19 protein-coding genes are annotated in these 14997 nt (G+C 48.8%); 6 read left to right on the plus strand and 13 right to left on the minus strand.

What is annotated here, in order from left to right; genetic code table 11:
- Positions 1-133: 133 nt before the first annotated feature.
- Positions 134-1171, minus strand: coding sequence for a low-specificity L-threonine aldolase (ltaE, locus tag NST23_RS15545; RefSeq protein WP_280648478.1), 1038 nt, complete (start codon positions 1169-1171; stop codon positions 134-136).
- A gap of 131 nt (positions 1172-1302) precedes the next feature.
- On the opposite strand from ltaE, the gene NST23_RS15550 reads away from it, so the two are divergent.
- Entirely contained in the window at positions 1303-1605 is a 303-nt protein-coding gene (locus NST23_RS15550) for a HesB/IscA family protein (protein ID WP_063228481.1), read from the plus strand.
- Positions 1606-1664: 59 nt separating this feature from the next.
- Here NST23_RS15550 and NST23_RS15555 read toward each other — a convergent pair whose 3' ends face one another.
- From NST23_RS15555 to yneA, 4 genes are all read right to left on the minus strand, one after another.
- Positions 1665-3905 (minus strand): HelD family protein, encoded by a 2241-nt coding sequence (locus NST23_RS15555; RefSeq protein ID WP_173596544.1) that lies wholly within the window; start codon positions 3903-3905, stop codon positions 1665-1667.
- Positions 3906-3942: 37 nt separating this feature from the next.
- Positions 3943-4308 carry a fluoride efflux transporter CrcB gene (gene crcB, locus NST23_RS15560; RefSeq protein ID WP_173596543.1) on the minus strand — a complete coding sequence of 122 codons (366 nt, stop codon included), beginning with the start codon at positions 4306-4308 and terminating at the stop codon, positions 3943-3945.
- A 96-nt stretch (positions 4309-4404) separates the two neighbouring features.
- Positions 4405-4602, minus strand: coding sequence for a DUF896 domain-containing protein (locus tag NST23_RS15565; RefSeq protein ID WP_063228478.1), 198 nt, complete (start codon positions 4600-4602; stop codon positions 4405-4407).
- 92 nt (positions 4603-4694) lie between these two features.
- A complete protein-coding gene (yneA, locus tag NST23_RS15570; protein WP_173596542.1) occupies positions 4695-5030 on the minus strand; it encodes a cell division suppressor protein YneA in 336 nt (111 codons plus the stop codon).
- A gap of 312 nt (positions 5031-5342) precedes the next feature.
- Here yneA and lexA point away from each other — a divergent pair, with 312 nt between their 5' ends.
- Complete coding sequence (gene lexA / locus NST23_RS15575) at positions 5343-5966, plus strand: transcriptional repressor LexA (RefSeq protein WP_063228476.1); 624 nt, start codon at positions 5343-5345, stop codon at positions 5964-5966.
- A gap of 46 nt (positions 5967-6012) precedes the next feature.
- Here the strand turns inward: lexA and NST23_RS15580 are convergent, their stop codons facing one another.
- The gene (locus tag NST23_RS15580; protein ID WP_173596541.1) at positions 6013-6498 is read right to left on the minus strand and encodes a DUF456 domain-containing protein; all 486 of its coding nucleotides are present in this window, start codon (positions 6496-6498) and stop codon (positions 6013-6015) included.
- A gap of 126 nt (positions 6499-6624) precedes the next feature.
- Between NST23_RS15580 and NST23_RS15585 the strand changes: the two genes are divergently transcribed.
- The 3 genes from NST23_RS15585 to NST23_RS15595 all read left to right on the plus strand — a co-directional run bounded on the left by NST23_RS15585 (position 6625) and on the right by NST23_RS15595 (position 8602).
- Complete coding sequence (locus tag NST23_RS15585; RefSeq protein WP_173598843.1) at positions 6625-7194, plus strand: DUF4269 domain-containing protein; 570 nt, start codon at positions 6625-6627, stop codon at positions 7192-7194.
- 284 nt (positions 7195-7478) lie between these two features.
- Positions 7479-7793: a CD3324 family protein gene (locus NST23_RS15590; RefSeq protein WP_267901847.1), complete on the plus strand. Its 315-nt coding sequence runs from the start codon at positions 7479-7481 to the stop codon at positions 7791-7793.
- Between the two features lie 170 nt (positions 7794-7963).
- The gene (locus tag NST23_RS15595; RefSeq protein WP_242771160.1) at positions 7964-8602 is read left to right on the plus strand and encodes a FusB/FusC family EF-G-binding protein; all 639 of its coding nucleotides are present in this window, start codon (positions 7964-7966) and stop codon (positions 8600-8602) included.
- 420 nt (positions 8603-9022) lie between these two features.
- On the opposite strand, the gene NST23_RS15600 is transcribed toward NST23_RS15595, so the two are convergent.
- The 7 genes from NST23_RS15600 to NST23_RS15630 all read right to left on the minus strand — a co-directional run bounded on the left by NST23_RS15600 (position 9023) and on the right by NST23_RS15630 (position 13556).
- Positions 9023-9400, minus strand: coding sequence for a hypothetical protein (locus NST23_RS15600; protein WP_242771158.1), 378 nt, complete (start codon positions 9398-9400; stop codon positions 9023-9025).
- 794 nt (positions 9401-10194) lie between these two features.
- Positions 10195-10491, minus strand: a complete 297-nt coding sequence (locus NST23_RS15605; RefSeq protein WP_122965354.1) for a putative quinol monooxygenase — start codon at positions 10489-10491, stop codon at positions 10195-10197.
- Positions 10492-10522: 31 nt separating this feature from the next.
- Positions 10523-11164 carry a nitroreductase family protein gene (locus NST23_RS15610; RefSeq protein WP_173596537.1) on the minus strand — a complete coding sequence of 214 codons (642 nt, stop codon included), beginning with the start codon at positions 11162-11164 and terminating at the stop codon, positions 10523-10525.
- Between the two features lie 25 nt (positions 11165-11189).
- Positions 11190-11609, minus strand: coding sequence for a MarR family winged helix-turn-helix transcriptional regulator (locus NST23_RS15615; protein WP_122965352.1), 420 nt, complete (start codon positions 11607-11609; stop codon positions 11190-11192).
- A gap of 326 nt (positions 11610-11935) precedes the next feature.
- On the minus strand, positions 11936-12325 hold the full coding sequence (locus tag NST23_RS15620; RefSeq protein ID WP_122965351.1) for a hypothetical protein: 390 nt from the start codon (positions 12323-12325) through the stop codon (positions 11936-11938).
- A 65-nt stretch (positions 12326-12390) separates the two neighbouring features.
- The gene (locus tag NST23_RS15625) at positions 12391-13029 is read right to left on the minus strand and encodes a LysE family translocator (protein WP_122965350.1); all 639 of its coding nucleotides are present in this window, start codon (positions 13027-13029) and stop codon (positions 12391-12393) included.
- A gap of 71 nt (positions 13030-13100) precedes the next feature.
- On the minus strand, positions 13101-13556 hold the full coding sequence (locus NST23_RS15630; protein WP_340964052.1) for an FMN-binding negative transcriptional regulator: 456 nt from the start codon (positions 13554-13556) through the stop codon (positions 13101-13103).
- Between the two features lie 48 nt (positions 13557-13604).
- On the opposite strand from NST23_RS15630, the gene pdxR reads away from it, so the two are divergent.
- Positions 13605-14984 (plus strand): MocR-like pyridoxine biosynthesis transcription factor PdxR, encoded by a 1380-nt coding sequence (pdxR, locus tag NST23_RS15635; RefSeq protein ID WP_340964054.1) that lies wholly within the window; start codon positions 13605-13607, stop codon positions 14982-14984.
- The last annotated feature ends 13 nt before the right edge of the window (positions 14985-14997 follow it).

Raw genomic sequence — 14997 nt, forward strand, 5'->3', positions numbered from 1 at the left:
TATTCTCTTTATTCCGAAAATTTTTGTACAATTTGTCGAAAGTCGGCTGGAAGTGAACGGCGCAATCAGAACAAGCCAATCCGCTCCCCGATTCAAGCAGACTGGCTTTGCCCATGATTGGTGCCCGCAACAATTATCCCGAAACCTTCGCCGTGCCAATGAGCTCTTCCACGATTTCCAGCACCCTGTTTGCTTGCTGCTCATCAATGTGGCGATGAGTGGTAAAGCGGATCACGTATTCATCGAAGTCGACTGCCAAGACTCCTTTGTCTGCAAGACGCTGCAAAAAGGCAACTGCCGTCTCCCGGATCGAATCCGTCTTCACCAGCACGATGTTCGTCTCGACAGGCTCCACTTCGAGCGACAGCTTGCGGAACCCTTCAGCCAGTTGCTGCGCACGCGCGTGGTCTTCCGTCAACCGCTCCGTCATCTGTGTCAAAGCCACGATTCCCGGCGCTGCCAAATACCCTGCCTGACGCAAGCCTCCGCCTAGTTTTTTTCTCCACCATCTCGCTTCTTCGATAAAGGCCCGATCCCCCGCCAAAAGAGAGCCTACAGGCGCGCTCAAGCCTTTGGACAGACAGACTTGGACGGTATCGGTATGCTGGCTAAGCGCAGACACAGGCACGCCCAGAGCTGCCGCCGCATTGAACAGTCGTGCGCCATCCAAGTGAACGGGGATGTTGTGCTGTTGCGCTACCTCATGCACGCCCTTCATTTGCTCGATCGTAACGACCGCGCCGCCCGCCCGGTTATGTGTATTTTCGATACAAATCAGCTTCGTGCGCGGAAAATGAATGTTGTTGCCGCGAATCGCCTTTTCCACATCTTCTGGACGCAGGGCGCCCCGTTCTCCCGCCAGCGTCCGTGTCTGCACACCAGCCAAAGCCGACATCGCGCCGCCTTCGTAATAAAAAATATGAGAATCCGCTTCCGCAATGACCTCATCGCCGTTCACACAGTGCGTCAACACGGCAACCTGATTGCCTTGCGTGCCGCTTGTGACAAACAAAGCCGCTTCTTTCCCCAGCAGCTCGGCTGCAATCTGTTCGAGTCGGTTAACGGTCGGGTCTTCCCGGTAAACGTCATCGCCCACCTCGGCATCTGCCATGGCCCTAAGCATCGCTTCAGTCGGTTTTGTGACGGTATCGCTGCGCAAATCAATCTTCATGAAAGCGTCCCCTTTTCGCAAGTTTGTCTAGCAACTCTATCACCCAGAACACTTTCCACATTGCATCTGCATTTCCCTCTTTGCTAAGATGGAGAAGAAACTCACATACATACAGTTAGGAGACTTGACCTATGAAGGTAAAGATTACCAAAAATGCAGCGAAGCAGCTCGGCACAATCATGGAACAAGAAGCAGACAAAGACCTGAAGCTGCGTGCCTATATCACTCACGCGCACGGTGACCATGCGCACTACGGTCTTGCTCTGGACAAGCCAACCGAAGAAGATGTAGTTGTTTCCACCGACAAGGAAATTGACGTCATCGTGAAAAAAGACGAGCCATTGCTCGATGGCATCATCATCGACTACTTGTTCCTGCCACAGGAAGGCTTCGTCATCACCAATCCGTCCAAAGGAAATACAGGCGACCATTAATCGGTTCAGCCAGCAAAAATCCCCTCTGCTGTTATTCAGTCAGAGGGGATTTTTCCTGTTCACGCCTGCGTATACAGTTCTTGTGCGAGGTTAGCTAAAAGCGGCGCTTCTTCGCCTGCCATCTGCGTCATCACCAGCCGGTGGACAGGTCTTGTCATCGCCACGTACAACAGCTTCGCGTCCCACTCGTTGTTTTGATAAGATGCAACATCGAGCAAAATCACGGCGTCAAACTGCAAGCCTTTTGTCAAATAAGCTGGCATTACCGTTACGCCGCCCGGAAACTGGTTGTCCTTGCTGCCGAGAAGCGTCAGATCGGCGATGCTTTCGGCAAGAGCCTTGTGCGCCTTTTTGCTCGCCAAAATCGTTTTGGTGACAATCGCAATCGTTTGAAAGCCTTCCTGTTGCAAGGCGGCGACTCGCGAACGAATATCGTCCCACAGCTCGGCTCTTGAATGGGCATGAACCATCACCGGCTTTTCCCCATGGCGCAAAACCGGCTTGGCGAGAACCGTCTCCGGCAGATCAATCTGTCGCAGCACCTCATTGGCGCATTGCATGATTTCGATCGTCGAACGATAGCTTTGTGCCAGCGTATAGTAGGCGGGACGAAGCTGCTCAAAAATGCCTTGCGTCAGCTCTTCCCACGCGTGAATGCCGCGATAGCTGTGGATGCCTTGGGCAATGTCGCCAACGATGGTCATGGAATTTCGCTTGGTCGCAAGCCCGATGACCGCAACCTCCAATGCGCTCAAATCTTGCGCTTCATCGACAACCGTATGATCAAAATGCTCCGCTTTGTTCATGCCCTCGATAATATGCTGCAAGTACAGTAGCGGCGCGATGTCTTCCGGCTCCAGGCGCTCCTGTTCCAGCAGTGCGGCAGAAGAGGTGCTGACATCACGGATCACCTCGTCCGGGATCGCAGCCGGAGCAAGCTTGCGCAGCAATTCCTCCTCTGCAATCAACTCCCGATACGCCGCAAAAATATCCAGACGTGGAAAGCTGACCAGGTATGTATCCAAAATCTGTTCCAGCATTTTTTCAAATTTGGCCAGCCCTTGCTTGTCGAGATCGACTTTTCGTTCACGCAAATGCGAAAACAGCTGCTTGTTCATTTCCTGCTTCAAATGTTTGCGCAGCGCGTCTACCCTGCGCTGGTACGGCAACGCCCCGAACTGCTCCAGGAAAAATTGCCGGATCGTCTCTCCCGGAATGGAGAAGACTTGCTTTGTTTTGTTGTATAGAAAACTCAGTTTCTTGAAAGGGATTCTCGTCTCAATCACGTAGCGAATGTATTGCTCCATCGCTTCCTTGCACGCCAGTGAGCCTTTGAAACGCAGCCTGTTACGAGTAATCTCCTGTTCACGCTGATCCTGACCTTCCTCAAAAAATAGCTGCAACGGCTTGTCGGGACTGACGATCCGCCAGCCTTTTGGCATGAGCGGTTTGACGAGCCGCGCCGCCCAATCCACAAATGTCGACTGCTGGACATCGTCGACGCCGAGTTCAGGCAGCACTTCTGATATGTACGTAAGAAACATCCGGTTTGGCGCGAACACCATGAATTTTTTTGACATCATCGTATCCTGATAGTTGTAGATCAAGTACGACAGCCGATGCAGGGCGATAGTCGTCTTTCCGCTACCTGCCACCCCTTGCACGACGATCGGCCGATCTTTTTCCGCCCGGATGATCTCATTTTGCTCTGACTGGATCGTCGCCACGATATCTTTCAAGCGACTGTCATTGGCCATATTCAAATTCGCGTTCAAAAACTCGTCGATGAAACCTTCCTGCAAAAACTCGTCCGGATGCCCCATTTCCCGATTGATCGTCTCTTTCACCGCTCCATCGTAAATCCCGACAATCTCTCCGTCCTCAATCGCAAAGTTGCGCTTCAACCGCACCTCTCCACGGACAATCTCGCGCCCCATCCGGTAAAACGCATCCTTGCTCTCTCCGGAGTAATAGAGACTGGCAATGGGCGCTCGCCAATCCACGACAATCGAATCGAACGTATCACTGCGGACAATTCCGCGTTTTCCGATATACACCTGATCCAGCTCGTAAATCTCGTCTTTGAGAAAATCCACACGTCCGAAATACGGTTTGTCTCGCCCGTGATCTTCCAGATACCGCAAATCTTTGGCCTTGTTGTAGTTCACGACCTGTTTCACATAGTCATCGGTTGCTTCGTTAATTTCCTCACGCAGTTGAACAATCTCGTCGTCAATGAGCGCAATCGTCTCTTTCAGCTTGTTTTGTTCTGCTTCGTAATCGCGGTGCTGGGTACTCACACCCATCCCCCCTCTCAGCTTTATCCATTATTTTTTATTATTGCATTTGCCGGGCAAGCCAAATCCCTACGGCGCATGAGGACAGCCCGACCACGATACTCGCGAGTGCATACAGCGTCCCGCGCAGCCATTGCCCGTCGCCCCAAAAAGAAACAACCTCCAGAGAAAAGGTGGAAAACGTCGTGAAGCCACCCATAACCCCTGTGGTAAACAAAATATACACTTCGGGAGAAATGCCTCCCCGCTCTTTGCCGATCACAAACAACACGCCGATCAAAAATGAGCCGATGATGTTGGCTAACCAGGTGCCGATTGGCCACCCCGGCTGATTCGCCGCCAAAGACAACCAATAGCGAAACAATGAACCGACAGCACCGCCTACCGCTACAGCCACCCACGCCATCTGTTTTCCTCCTCTGTCGAATACCTGATAGTCATAAGGAACAAAAAGACACCCGAGCGTCAAGCAAGGATGTCTGCCTTATCAATACAAGTGAGCTTAATGTTTGGGACGATTCTCTTCAAGATCTTCCACATAACGGATGGAATCGAGATTCGCTTTCAGCGATGCCTTGACCGCATCAATGTACTTTTGTCGCAGAGCTTGCTGCTCTTGCTTTTCCTCATCGGTCAAACCAACCTCGCGCGATTTTTTGACCAGTTCGTTGATTCGTTTGATTTCCGCGTCAGATACCACGTACGGTTCCTCCCACCCAGTAGTAATGCCGTTTAATTATATCACATCAGGGCGAACTCGCAAGATGGAGACGAACCGGCAAGTGCTTTCTATCATTTCGGATCGGGAATGAGCAAGGTCTGTCCCGGATAAATCAGATTGCTCTGCAGATCGTTCGCCTCTTTAATATCCTGGATCAGATCGCGTACATCGACCGTCTCCGTTTGATGGCGGACTGCAATGGTCCACAAGCTGTCACCGTCGCGAACCGTCACTTCTGTTCCTTTTAGCGGTTCAGCGTGCGAAGAAGCAAACACCAGTTCGGTCAACAAGTAAAAAAAGAGAGAAAACGTAATCAGGAACAACAGGGCTTGGCCTCTGGTAATACCAAAACGGACGCGACGGGACGATTCTTTTTCAAAACGGTTAGGAATAGACATGACATTCATGGGATAACCTCCTGCAAACATACGTTCTATAAGTTCGTATTCCAATCATAAATGAGAACATATGTTCATGTCAATACGAAAACCTGCCCCTTTGCAAAATTCACGCAGGTGACGGCAAGATGGCCAATTCCCCTTTTGGTATGGGACAATCCGCGAACAGCCATGCTTCTGGCTCGCACCAACCATTCGACAAGAAACGTTCTTTCGGGCAAAAATTCCTGTTCGCCTTTTTATCGAACTTATGTTTGTCGAACGCAAGCTCCCATGGTATAATATAGGAAAATATGTTCGAGAAATCAGGGGTGTCTTTTTATGTCAAAATTATCTAGCAGACAACAAGCCATCATCGAATTCATTCGGAAGGAAGTTCGCGACAAAGGTTATCCTCCATCTGTGCGCGAAATCGGCGAAGCTGTCGGACTGGCTTCCAGCTCTACCGTACACGGCCACTTGGCCCGCCTGGAAAAGAAAGGCCTGATTCGCCGCGACCCGACCAAACCGCGCGCGATCGAGCTGTTGTCTGAAGAAGATCGCTTCCAGGACAACTTCGAAGACTCCGTTGTCCGCGTTCCTGTCATCGGGAAAGTAACCGCCGGGCAACCGATCACGGCGATTGAGGACGTAGAGGAATACTTCCCGCTTCCAGAAAATATCGTGACTTCAGACAAGGTGTACATGCTGCGCGTGTCCGGAAACAGTATGATCGACGCCGGAATCCTCGACGGAGACTACGTCATCGTGCGCCAGCAGCATGTAGCAAACAACGGAGATATCGTTGTCGCCATGACCGAAGAAGACGAAGCAACCGTCAAGCGCTTTTTCAAAGAAAAAAACCACTTCCGTCTCCAGCCTGAGAACGCCACGATGGAACCGATCATTTTGGACGCCGTTTCCATTCTCGGCAAAGTCATCGGCGTCTACCGCCTCATTCACTAATTTCGCGGCATACAAAAAGGACAGCCATCGCTGTCCTTTTTTCTCTCTATCTGGCGAGGAAAAACCAGATAATCATGGTCACCTGCAACACTACTTTGACTACTGCGCTTCCCAAAAAGCCGATCAGGGAGCCAAAGCCCGCTTTGACCGCCCGCTCGAAAGGCTGGTTCTGCACCAACAGCTCCACCAGCACGACGAAGACAAACGGCAAAATGATCATCCCAAATGGCGGGAACACGAAAATCCCGAGAAAAATCCCTGCGGCAGCCGCCACCGACGACCATTTGGAGCCGCCGTATTTTTTCACGAAATACATGTTGGTCAACAAGTCAGCGCCGTACAGCAATATACTGAATACCACCATTCCCCACCAGAAGGACGCTGGCAACCCCGCTCCCGGATCTGCTATGAAAAAGTGGTAGAGCAAAAAGCCTGCCCACAGCAAAATCGTATCGGGTAACACAGGCAAAAATATACCTGCAATACTGAGCGCGAATAGCACCAAAACAACGATCCAGAGTAAAATATCCATCTGCATGCACTCCCCTCACATAGGTAATACGAGCAAAAGCGATTTTTGTTGCACACTTGTTTTCGCGAATCTATCATACTTGTTGCGACAAACATCTGCAAATACCGAAGGAAACAGGAGTTTTCTATGACGAGAAACTGGCGTGATCTCACCTATTTGCAAAACGGTACAGCAAAACAGCAAACAGCCGCACGAGCCATCGAACAAAGCGCGGTCTTGCAACGCCTGCAAGCTTTTGATCCGGTGCTCGCCGGAACGATTCCGCTCGACATCGATCTTGGCGACAGTGATTTGGACATCGTCTGCGAATGCTACGATCTTGAGCTGTTCGCCGAGATCGCCCGCAGCTTTTACGCAGACTGCGAAGGATACCAGGAAGCCCGCATGCCGGTACAAGCTGTGCCCACATGTCTTGTCTCCTTTTTTGCCCACGGCTTCTGGTTCGAGCTTTTTGCCCAACCGCGCCCCGTCGAACAACAAAACGCGTATCGGCACATGATCATCGAACATCGCTTGCTGCAACTGGCAGGACCGAAAGCGCGACAGCACATCCGCCAGCTCAAGCAAAACGGCTTGAAGACAGAGCCAGCTTTTGCCTCCTATTTTCACATCCCAGGAGCTGACCCGTACCAAGCGTTGCTTGCGCTGGAGCCATGGACAGATGATCAGTTGCTTGACCTGATCGTCGGCCGATAAGCCGCAAAGATCGTGTTTTTTGAGTAACGTGGCAAAGCGCTCGCAAACATCTGCGCATGAAAATCGCTGCAAGATGATCTATAATGGAAGGAACTGCGCAGAGTTTGCGTACTGCACAGGAAGGTATGAATCGTGATCGAGGGGGTGTATGGTTGGTGAATGGATTCAGTTTGCCAGATACTGCAGCGTCTCATGCAAAGCCTGGAAATAGAAAGGCGATACTTTGCATGAGGTGGACAGTCGTTTAGACAATACATCGCCTACCGTTATGTATCTCATTTTTTATTTTCCGGCTTTGCCCCTTATTTGAATGCCAAAATAAGGAGCGAGCGAAAATGAAATATGCGAATGCAGCCAATATGCTGCCAGAAAGCCTGATTGCAGAAATCCAGAAGTATGTGCAAGGGGAAACCATCTATATCCCGAAGTCAAAAACCACGCATTATAAATGGGGAACCCGCTCTGGCGGAAGAAAACAGCTGGATGAAAGGAACAACCTGATCCGCAACGCTTTTCGCGAAGGTGTGTCCATTCCACAGCTGGCCGAACAGTATTTTCTCTCGATCGAAACGATCAAAAAAATCGTATATGTCAAATAGACTCAGGCACTGATCTGTCCCCAAGACGATCAGTGCTTTTTCTATGCCGAGTTTTGTTTAGAATCGTTCTCTCCCTATCAAGCGCAGCCGTTTGCTTTTAAAGTAAAAGAGACAAAACTGCTGCGTTCTTCCACCAGCGCAGCGGACACATACAGGAGGTACACGATCACATGCAACCGTTTATTTTTCCCCACCACTACAACTTTATCAAATGGCAGGTGCAAAACTTGTTGAATGCGTATACGGGCAGCACGGATTTGAACGTCATCCGGGCACGAAAAGACATTGCGCAGGAAGCGGTTTTTCAGCTGTTCGCTGATCTTTCTGACGAACAAAGACAACTGCTTGCGCCAATCCGTTCGCTGAAAGAAAAGAACGAAGCCAAACAGTTTCTGCTGTCTTTGTCGCCTTATGTTGTTCCGTTTCCCGCCGTTACCGAGCAAGCGATCAAAAAAATGTACCCGAAGATCAAGAAGCTCAAGCCACCAGTAGCCGCCGAGCTTCCGTATGCCGAGTTGTCGTACATCAGTTGGTTCGACAACGGTTCTGATAAAAAATTTATCATCGCCAACTACCCCGACAAGCTGATCGGTATCCACGGCACTTTTACGCCCATGGCGAAGAAAGGCATCTGTGCCATCTGCAACAAAGTTTCCGACATCGGCATGTTCGTCCTGGAAGCACGCGGTTCAAGTGACGGCACGTATTTGAAAAAAGGAAACTATTTATGCCAAGACAGCACAACCTGCAATCAAAACATCCGCTCTTTGGATAAACTGCACGAGTTTTTAGCTCTCATGATCAAATGAGGGACCAACAGCAACTTTCTGGGCAAAAACGATGACAGCTCCTTGTTCTCATTCATGAACAAGGAGCTGTTTTGGCAAAAAAATGAACCCCTCGTGCAGCTCAAGGGGTTGTTGATGGCAAGCGGGCGAGAGGTTGTATCTGATTCTCTCAAATGGAATCCATTATAAGCCCGCTTCCTGTGTGGAAGGTGCACGGAGAGATGGTTCCTTCCACACAGGATACGCCACGAGGAGGGCGATTTTCATCGAAGATGGCGTCCATCAACTAAAGCGAGGATGTTCCTTTCGGGTACTTTTACTATACTTTGCCTGCTTCTCTGCCGTCTCCTATCGAAAGTTAGGTAGGAGTTAATTTTTTTATCTCTTCATCACTCATAAGCAGACAGCCTCATAAATAACCGGAAAGCGAACCGCGTTTAGTCATGAAAAAGGGGCCGGAATTTTCACTAACACATAGTCACCCGTCCACTTTTGGGTAGTTACAATCAAATTTTCTCCTTGTTTTTCAAAGAAGAGGCCACTACCTTCTTTTTGTCGGAACGTCCATCCTTTTTGACTGACCATTTTCTTAATCAACTCATCAGCTGCGGATGCATCTCGTTCGCGTATGATATACCATTGTTGACCGTTTTCGTTCGATAATGTAACGATTGGTTTGTCAGAGTCATTCAGCTTTTCTATCACCGCTTTTTTGCTCATACTTTCTATTGGGAGTGCCGGATAGTAAAGTTTGTTGTCGAATACGAAAGCGCAAGCAAAGACAAGGATCAATCCGCTTACTACTAACCGCTTTTTCATCAGACCCCCCCATTTCAAATCTTTCCGGACCTGTTCTCCATCTTGTGAACCGAGATTGCCTGGGTCTATATGTATTACGACTCCTGTGTCTTAATGGATACTTTTCCCCAAACTTTTGGTGATTGCTTGCTTTTTGGGGTGAAATGGAAAGAAAAGGTGTAAATTTTGACATAGGCGGTGTACGATGATAGTGCCCGTTGTTCCTTTTCCTCCATTCTTATCCGTTGATGGAACGCCGTGTGCGATGAAAGTCGCCTGCACGGTGTAGGCTCGAACGAAATCCCTCCAAAACAGCAGGGAAGAAGTCGAGAATAGCAATCAAGCCCCGGTTGTTGTAGGCTCGGGAATACCTGATCTCGCTATCCCTCCTGCCGGAACCCATGAGGCTGTTTCCCTTACCGATTATTTTGCTGATCCCGATGAAGATAGCCTGACCTTTACCATTCAATTTGAACGGGGATCGGGCTTTGTTTACACTTTCAACGATGTCGTTACTAGCCCTAACTATGGAAAAATTGTATTCCATACCATTTCGGGTCATTCAGATTACGCTATCGTGAAAGTCACCGCTCATGACGGAAAAGGTGGGACTGTCTCAGATTGCTTCGAAATAAGCGTTTCCTAACTCCCCTCCATCAACGGGTCATTGGATTTACACCCCAGAAGTGGGGTCTTTTTTTTCGAGTCTATGATTTCCACCGCAATGTCTTCCCGTCATGCAAAAAAACAGCAAAGCTGATCACCTGGAGTCAGCTCCCAGGATCACCCTTGCTGTTTTCCTTTTCCAGACCGATTTACAGCTTCACTGGCTCGCCTGCGAATACTTCCACTTCCATCGGTGCCGAAACAAAAGCTGGTGCCTGCTTGATGAACGCCTGAAAATGAGCGCTTGCATTGTGCGCCGCTACTGCCGCAGCATCCGCCCACTTCTCAACCATCGTATAGCAATGCTCTTGCTCCGTGCTTTTCATCAGAACGTATCCGAGATTGCCTGCTTCCGCCTGGCTGGCAGCAACCAGCCCTTTGACCGCTTGCAAAAATGCTTCTTCCTGTGCAGGAATTACTTGCAGATGCGCATGAATGATCAGCATGTTTTTTCTCCCTTTCGAAAACGTAGTTGGATTATTTCCAGGTGGTCACTGTCTCCACCGGCAATCGATAAGACGAGTGCCCTTCCTTCGCCGCTTTGCCGATGCTGATTAACATGATCGGCAAATAGCGTTCCTTGTCCAGATCAAATGCCTCTGCGATTTGCTCTTTTTCATAGCCGCCAATCGGATTGGTGTCATAGCCAAAAGCACGGGCAACGAGCATCAGTTGCATCGATACGAGTCCCGCATCAATAAAATTGACGTCCCGCAGATCAGCAACCGACAGATTCGCGTAGTACGGTTTCACCGCTTGCAACTGCATATCTTTCACTTCTTGCGGCATGTAACCAAGCTCGACCGCTTTTCCGAAAATCTCATCCATGTATGCGGCATTGTTCATGTCAACGAATACGGCAATGACCGCAGACGAAGTGAGCACTTGCGTCTTGTTGAAACGAGCCAGCTCGGCCAGCTTTTCTTTCCCTTCCTTGCTTTCGATCACGACGAAACGCCATGGCTGCATATTGACCGAAGATGGGGCACGCGTCGCTCCGGCTAAAATCTCGGTCATCTCTTCCCTGCTGATTTTGACTTCCGGGTCATACAGTTTGACAGAGCGACGGCCAAATGTAATTTCCCGAAAATCGTTTGTCTTTTGCAATGTGCGCACCATAGTAACAGACTCCTTTTCTGATCGATCAAATGTTGTTTTGCATCCGTTTGAGAAAATCAGCCAGAACCCGCGTCTCTTCCTCGCTGAATCCCGCCAAAATCTGCTGGATAAAAATCCGTTTCTCGCTTTTGTACCCTTCAATCCGCTCGATCCCTTCGTCGGACAAGCGCACGAACGTTTCGCGGTTATCATTTGGATTTTTGTAGCGAATCACCATGCCATCCGCTTCCAGTTGCTTCAAGTGCCGTGTAATGGCCGCACCGTCGATGTCGATGTGCTTTTGCAGCTGGGACTGATTGATTTCGCTTCGCTCGCACAACATTTGCAAGATCGCGAGACGAGTCGAACTGATTCCGGTACAGCGCTCGAATTTCGGGCTGATTTTATTGGTTAAACCAATGAGCAAGCTGAGAATTTGTTCTTCTTCAAACTCCTTGTATGTCATGAAAATGCCTCCCGGGGGCTGGTAAATCGATACGGATCATGCGTGTGGATGAGCAAATTCAGCAGCATGCAGTTAGTGGCTGACAATTACTTGACCCATCAATAATTGATACCTCAATTAATATACCATCATGCACTCGCCATTGCAACGTTTAGCCTGGCGCAAATATGCTTCGCGTTGTTTTTTGACATTGCCTAACGCAAAAACCCCGCCGAAGCGAGGTCGATTGAGAGTTCTGACAAGCTTTTCTTTTATGCAGGACGCAGCCGCATGTTTGTCTATCTCGGTTGAAAAACATCCTGATTCCACGTCTTTAACACTTAGTTTCAAATGGCCATTTCCCTGTTATGGATGTCCAATACTTCCAGCTTCACCGTACCGCCAAGATGGCGGGAGACGAGATCAGACAATTCTTTTCGCGCTCTATGAAACTCATCGCTTCTCGTTTCATCGACTAATTCCATACAGAGGAAAGCATTTTTCGTCTTTTCGGTTAGCATCGTCCGCTGCGCCTCGCGCCAAACCAAAATGACCGGATTACTGCTCAATTCCTCCAGCTTGAGGAATTGCTGCGCTTCTTTCCCTGCTTCCTGTAGCAGCTTCTCGTAAACTTCAACGTTTTTGATAGAGTTATCAATCCCCTGACAAATAACGACGCCTATTTTGGCCTGGAGAAATAGCGACCAAAAGTCATCTTCCGCGATAAATCTAGGCATCCTTGATCTCTCCCTTTCATTTTTGGCAGAAACGTCATTTGTTGCGTCACAACACGATCATGCTCTTATGTTTTGGCAGGACTGGCAAAGGCGGAAATGATCCCTAGAACCATATAAAAATAGCCGGTTATCCGCTTCACTAACCTGGAACTCGCTGTTCTGCCCACAATCCGCTTGCGAATACTTGCTGCGAGAACCGCATACAGCCCATCGCTAATCAAAGCCAGGATCAAAAATATCGCTCCCAAAAGCAAAAACTGTACGGTAACAGAACCAGCAGAAGGTGAGATGAACTGCGGAAAGAAGGCTAGAAAAAAGAGCGCTGTCTTCGGATTCATGACTTCCACGATGGCGGATTCGCAAAAAATCTTCCCTAACTGTTTGCGAGGGGCTTTTGGTATCTCTGCGTCTGTTCGATCCGCTTTGGAAAACAAAGTCTTGCACCCGAGATAGACCAGATAGGCAGCTCCCACGTATTTCACGATATGAAAGGCTGTTGCTGACGTCATCAGGATCGCAGAAACTCCGATTGCTCCCGCGATCACATGGACAGAACCACCAAAAGATACACCGAGAACCGATACCAAGCCCGCTTTTTTGCCTTGATCTATACTTCTTGCCATAATGTAGAACACAGCAGGTCCAGGTATGATTAACAAGGTAGCGGCAGCGATTACAAACAGCCAAACCGTTGAAAATTCCATGACTTGCAACACTCCTTGCTGTATTTTTGTACACGATCTGCTTGGGCTTGCGTGAAGCACTTTCAGGCCAATTATTTAAATAACTCTTTCCGTTGCTCACGCAGCCATTCGGCAACGAGATTTTCCTCTTGATCATTTGACTTTTCAAGCTCTCCCACAATCGATTTGTAATCGGTGTTGTTGCGATTTTGACTCATTTTGGCTGCCCCTTGAATGTCGGTGTGTGGTCCTTGGAAAATCAGCAAGACATCACGATTGTTTTTCAACGTTTTTTTCTGCGTATTGCCGTATGCGATGTGCCCCGTGGCATAAATTTTCCCTTCCTCTTCGCGAATCTCCACCGGAATGTGCGTAGCCAACGGGCGCTGTTGCTCCACCGTAATCAGCAAGGCAAACGGGGAAGTCTTCATCATTTGAACCGCCTCATCATGATTCATGCGATATTGCTTCGGAGTGTACACCATGCTCATCCTTTCTGTATGCAAAATAACTGGCCGATGAACAAACAATAAAATACAAACTGACATAAAAAAAGATACAATACGGAGTAAATGTACATGTCAGAAGGGATATAGATGAAAAATACCATTTTTACCTTCCAGGATCACTCTCCTAAATACAAACAAATCTACGAAAAATTTAAAGCATTTATTGAGCAAGGCGACATAAAGGCGGGTGAGCCTTTGCCCTCCATCCGCCAGCTTGCCGATTCTTTGCATGTCAGCCGCAATACGACCTTGCTGGCCTATGAACAGCTTGTTGCCGAAGGGTACGTACGTGGCGAAGGCCGAAAAGGGTATTTTGTCAATGAGTTAGAACCCCTTTTATTTCAAGCAACTCACAGCACGCCTCATCACAGGCAAGCAGAGCCGATACCAGCTGCTCGCATTGATTTCCGCGCAGATGTCGTCGATCAGACGCACTTCCCTGTAAAAGCGTGGAGAAGAATTTCGAATCAAATCTTAACGGCAAAAGACACCTATCGCTACGGAGAACCTTTTGGCGAACGGTGTTTGCGCGAACAAATCGCAGCTTACTTGCTCCAGTCTCGCGGGGTACGCACAGATCCGAATGCCATTATCATCGGAAGCAGTACCCAACAAATGCTGCTGTATTTAAGTCTTGTCCTGAAACGTGATTTCTCAAGCATCATTGTGGAAGACCCTGGCTATGATGGCGCTCGGGAAGCTTTTCAATTAAATCGTTTTACGCTGGAAACGTTACCCGTTTATGAGACAGGCGCTGATTTTTCCCAATTGGCACATACGAAATCAAAATTAATTTATGTGGCTCCGTCCCACCACAGTCCATACGGAGTAAGCATGACCATTCAGCAAAGGCATGCGCTGATCCATTGGGCAAACAAGCGGCAAGGGTACATTATTGAAGATGATTACGATAGTGAATTTCGCTATACCCAACAGCCATTCCCCGCTCTCGCTTCCATCGATTCCGCGAGAGTTGTTTACCTTGGCAATTTTTCCAAGTGCTTTCTGCCAGGCATACGTTTAAGTTACATGGTGTTGCCGCAGCCACTGCTAGACAGCTATAAAAAGCACTTCGCACATTTCGAGAGCACGACGTCGCTGCTGAGCCAGTTCGCTATGGCAAAATTTATGGAAGAAGGCGAATGGAATCGCCACATTAAACGAATGCGGCTTGTTTATAAGCGCAAAATGCAGCACTTCGTTTCTGAATTACGGAATCATTTCCAGCACAACATCACTGTCATTGGCGAGCAGTCTGGCTTGTACGTCTTGGTCAAAGTGCACTTGGAGCGTTCAGAGGAATGGCTCATTCAGCAAGCTTCCCTTCTGGGAGTGAAAGTCTATCCTACTTCCCTCTATTTTTTGAAAAACAAGACCGCAGAGCCTATCATTAGACTTGGGTTCAGCAACTTGTCATGCGATGAAGTCAAGCTTGGCGTGGAGTTGTTAAAACGGGCTTGGTTATAGCACAAATCACTGG

Origin of the sequence: Brevibacillus sp. FSL K6-0770 (genome assembly GCF_038000275.1) — a bacterium.
Lineage (GTDB): Bacteria > Bacillota > Bacilli > Brevibacillales > Brevibacillaceae > Brevibacillus > Brevibacillus parabrevis.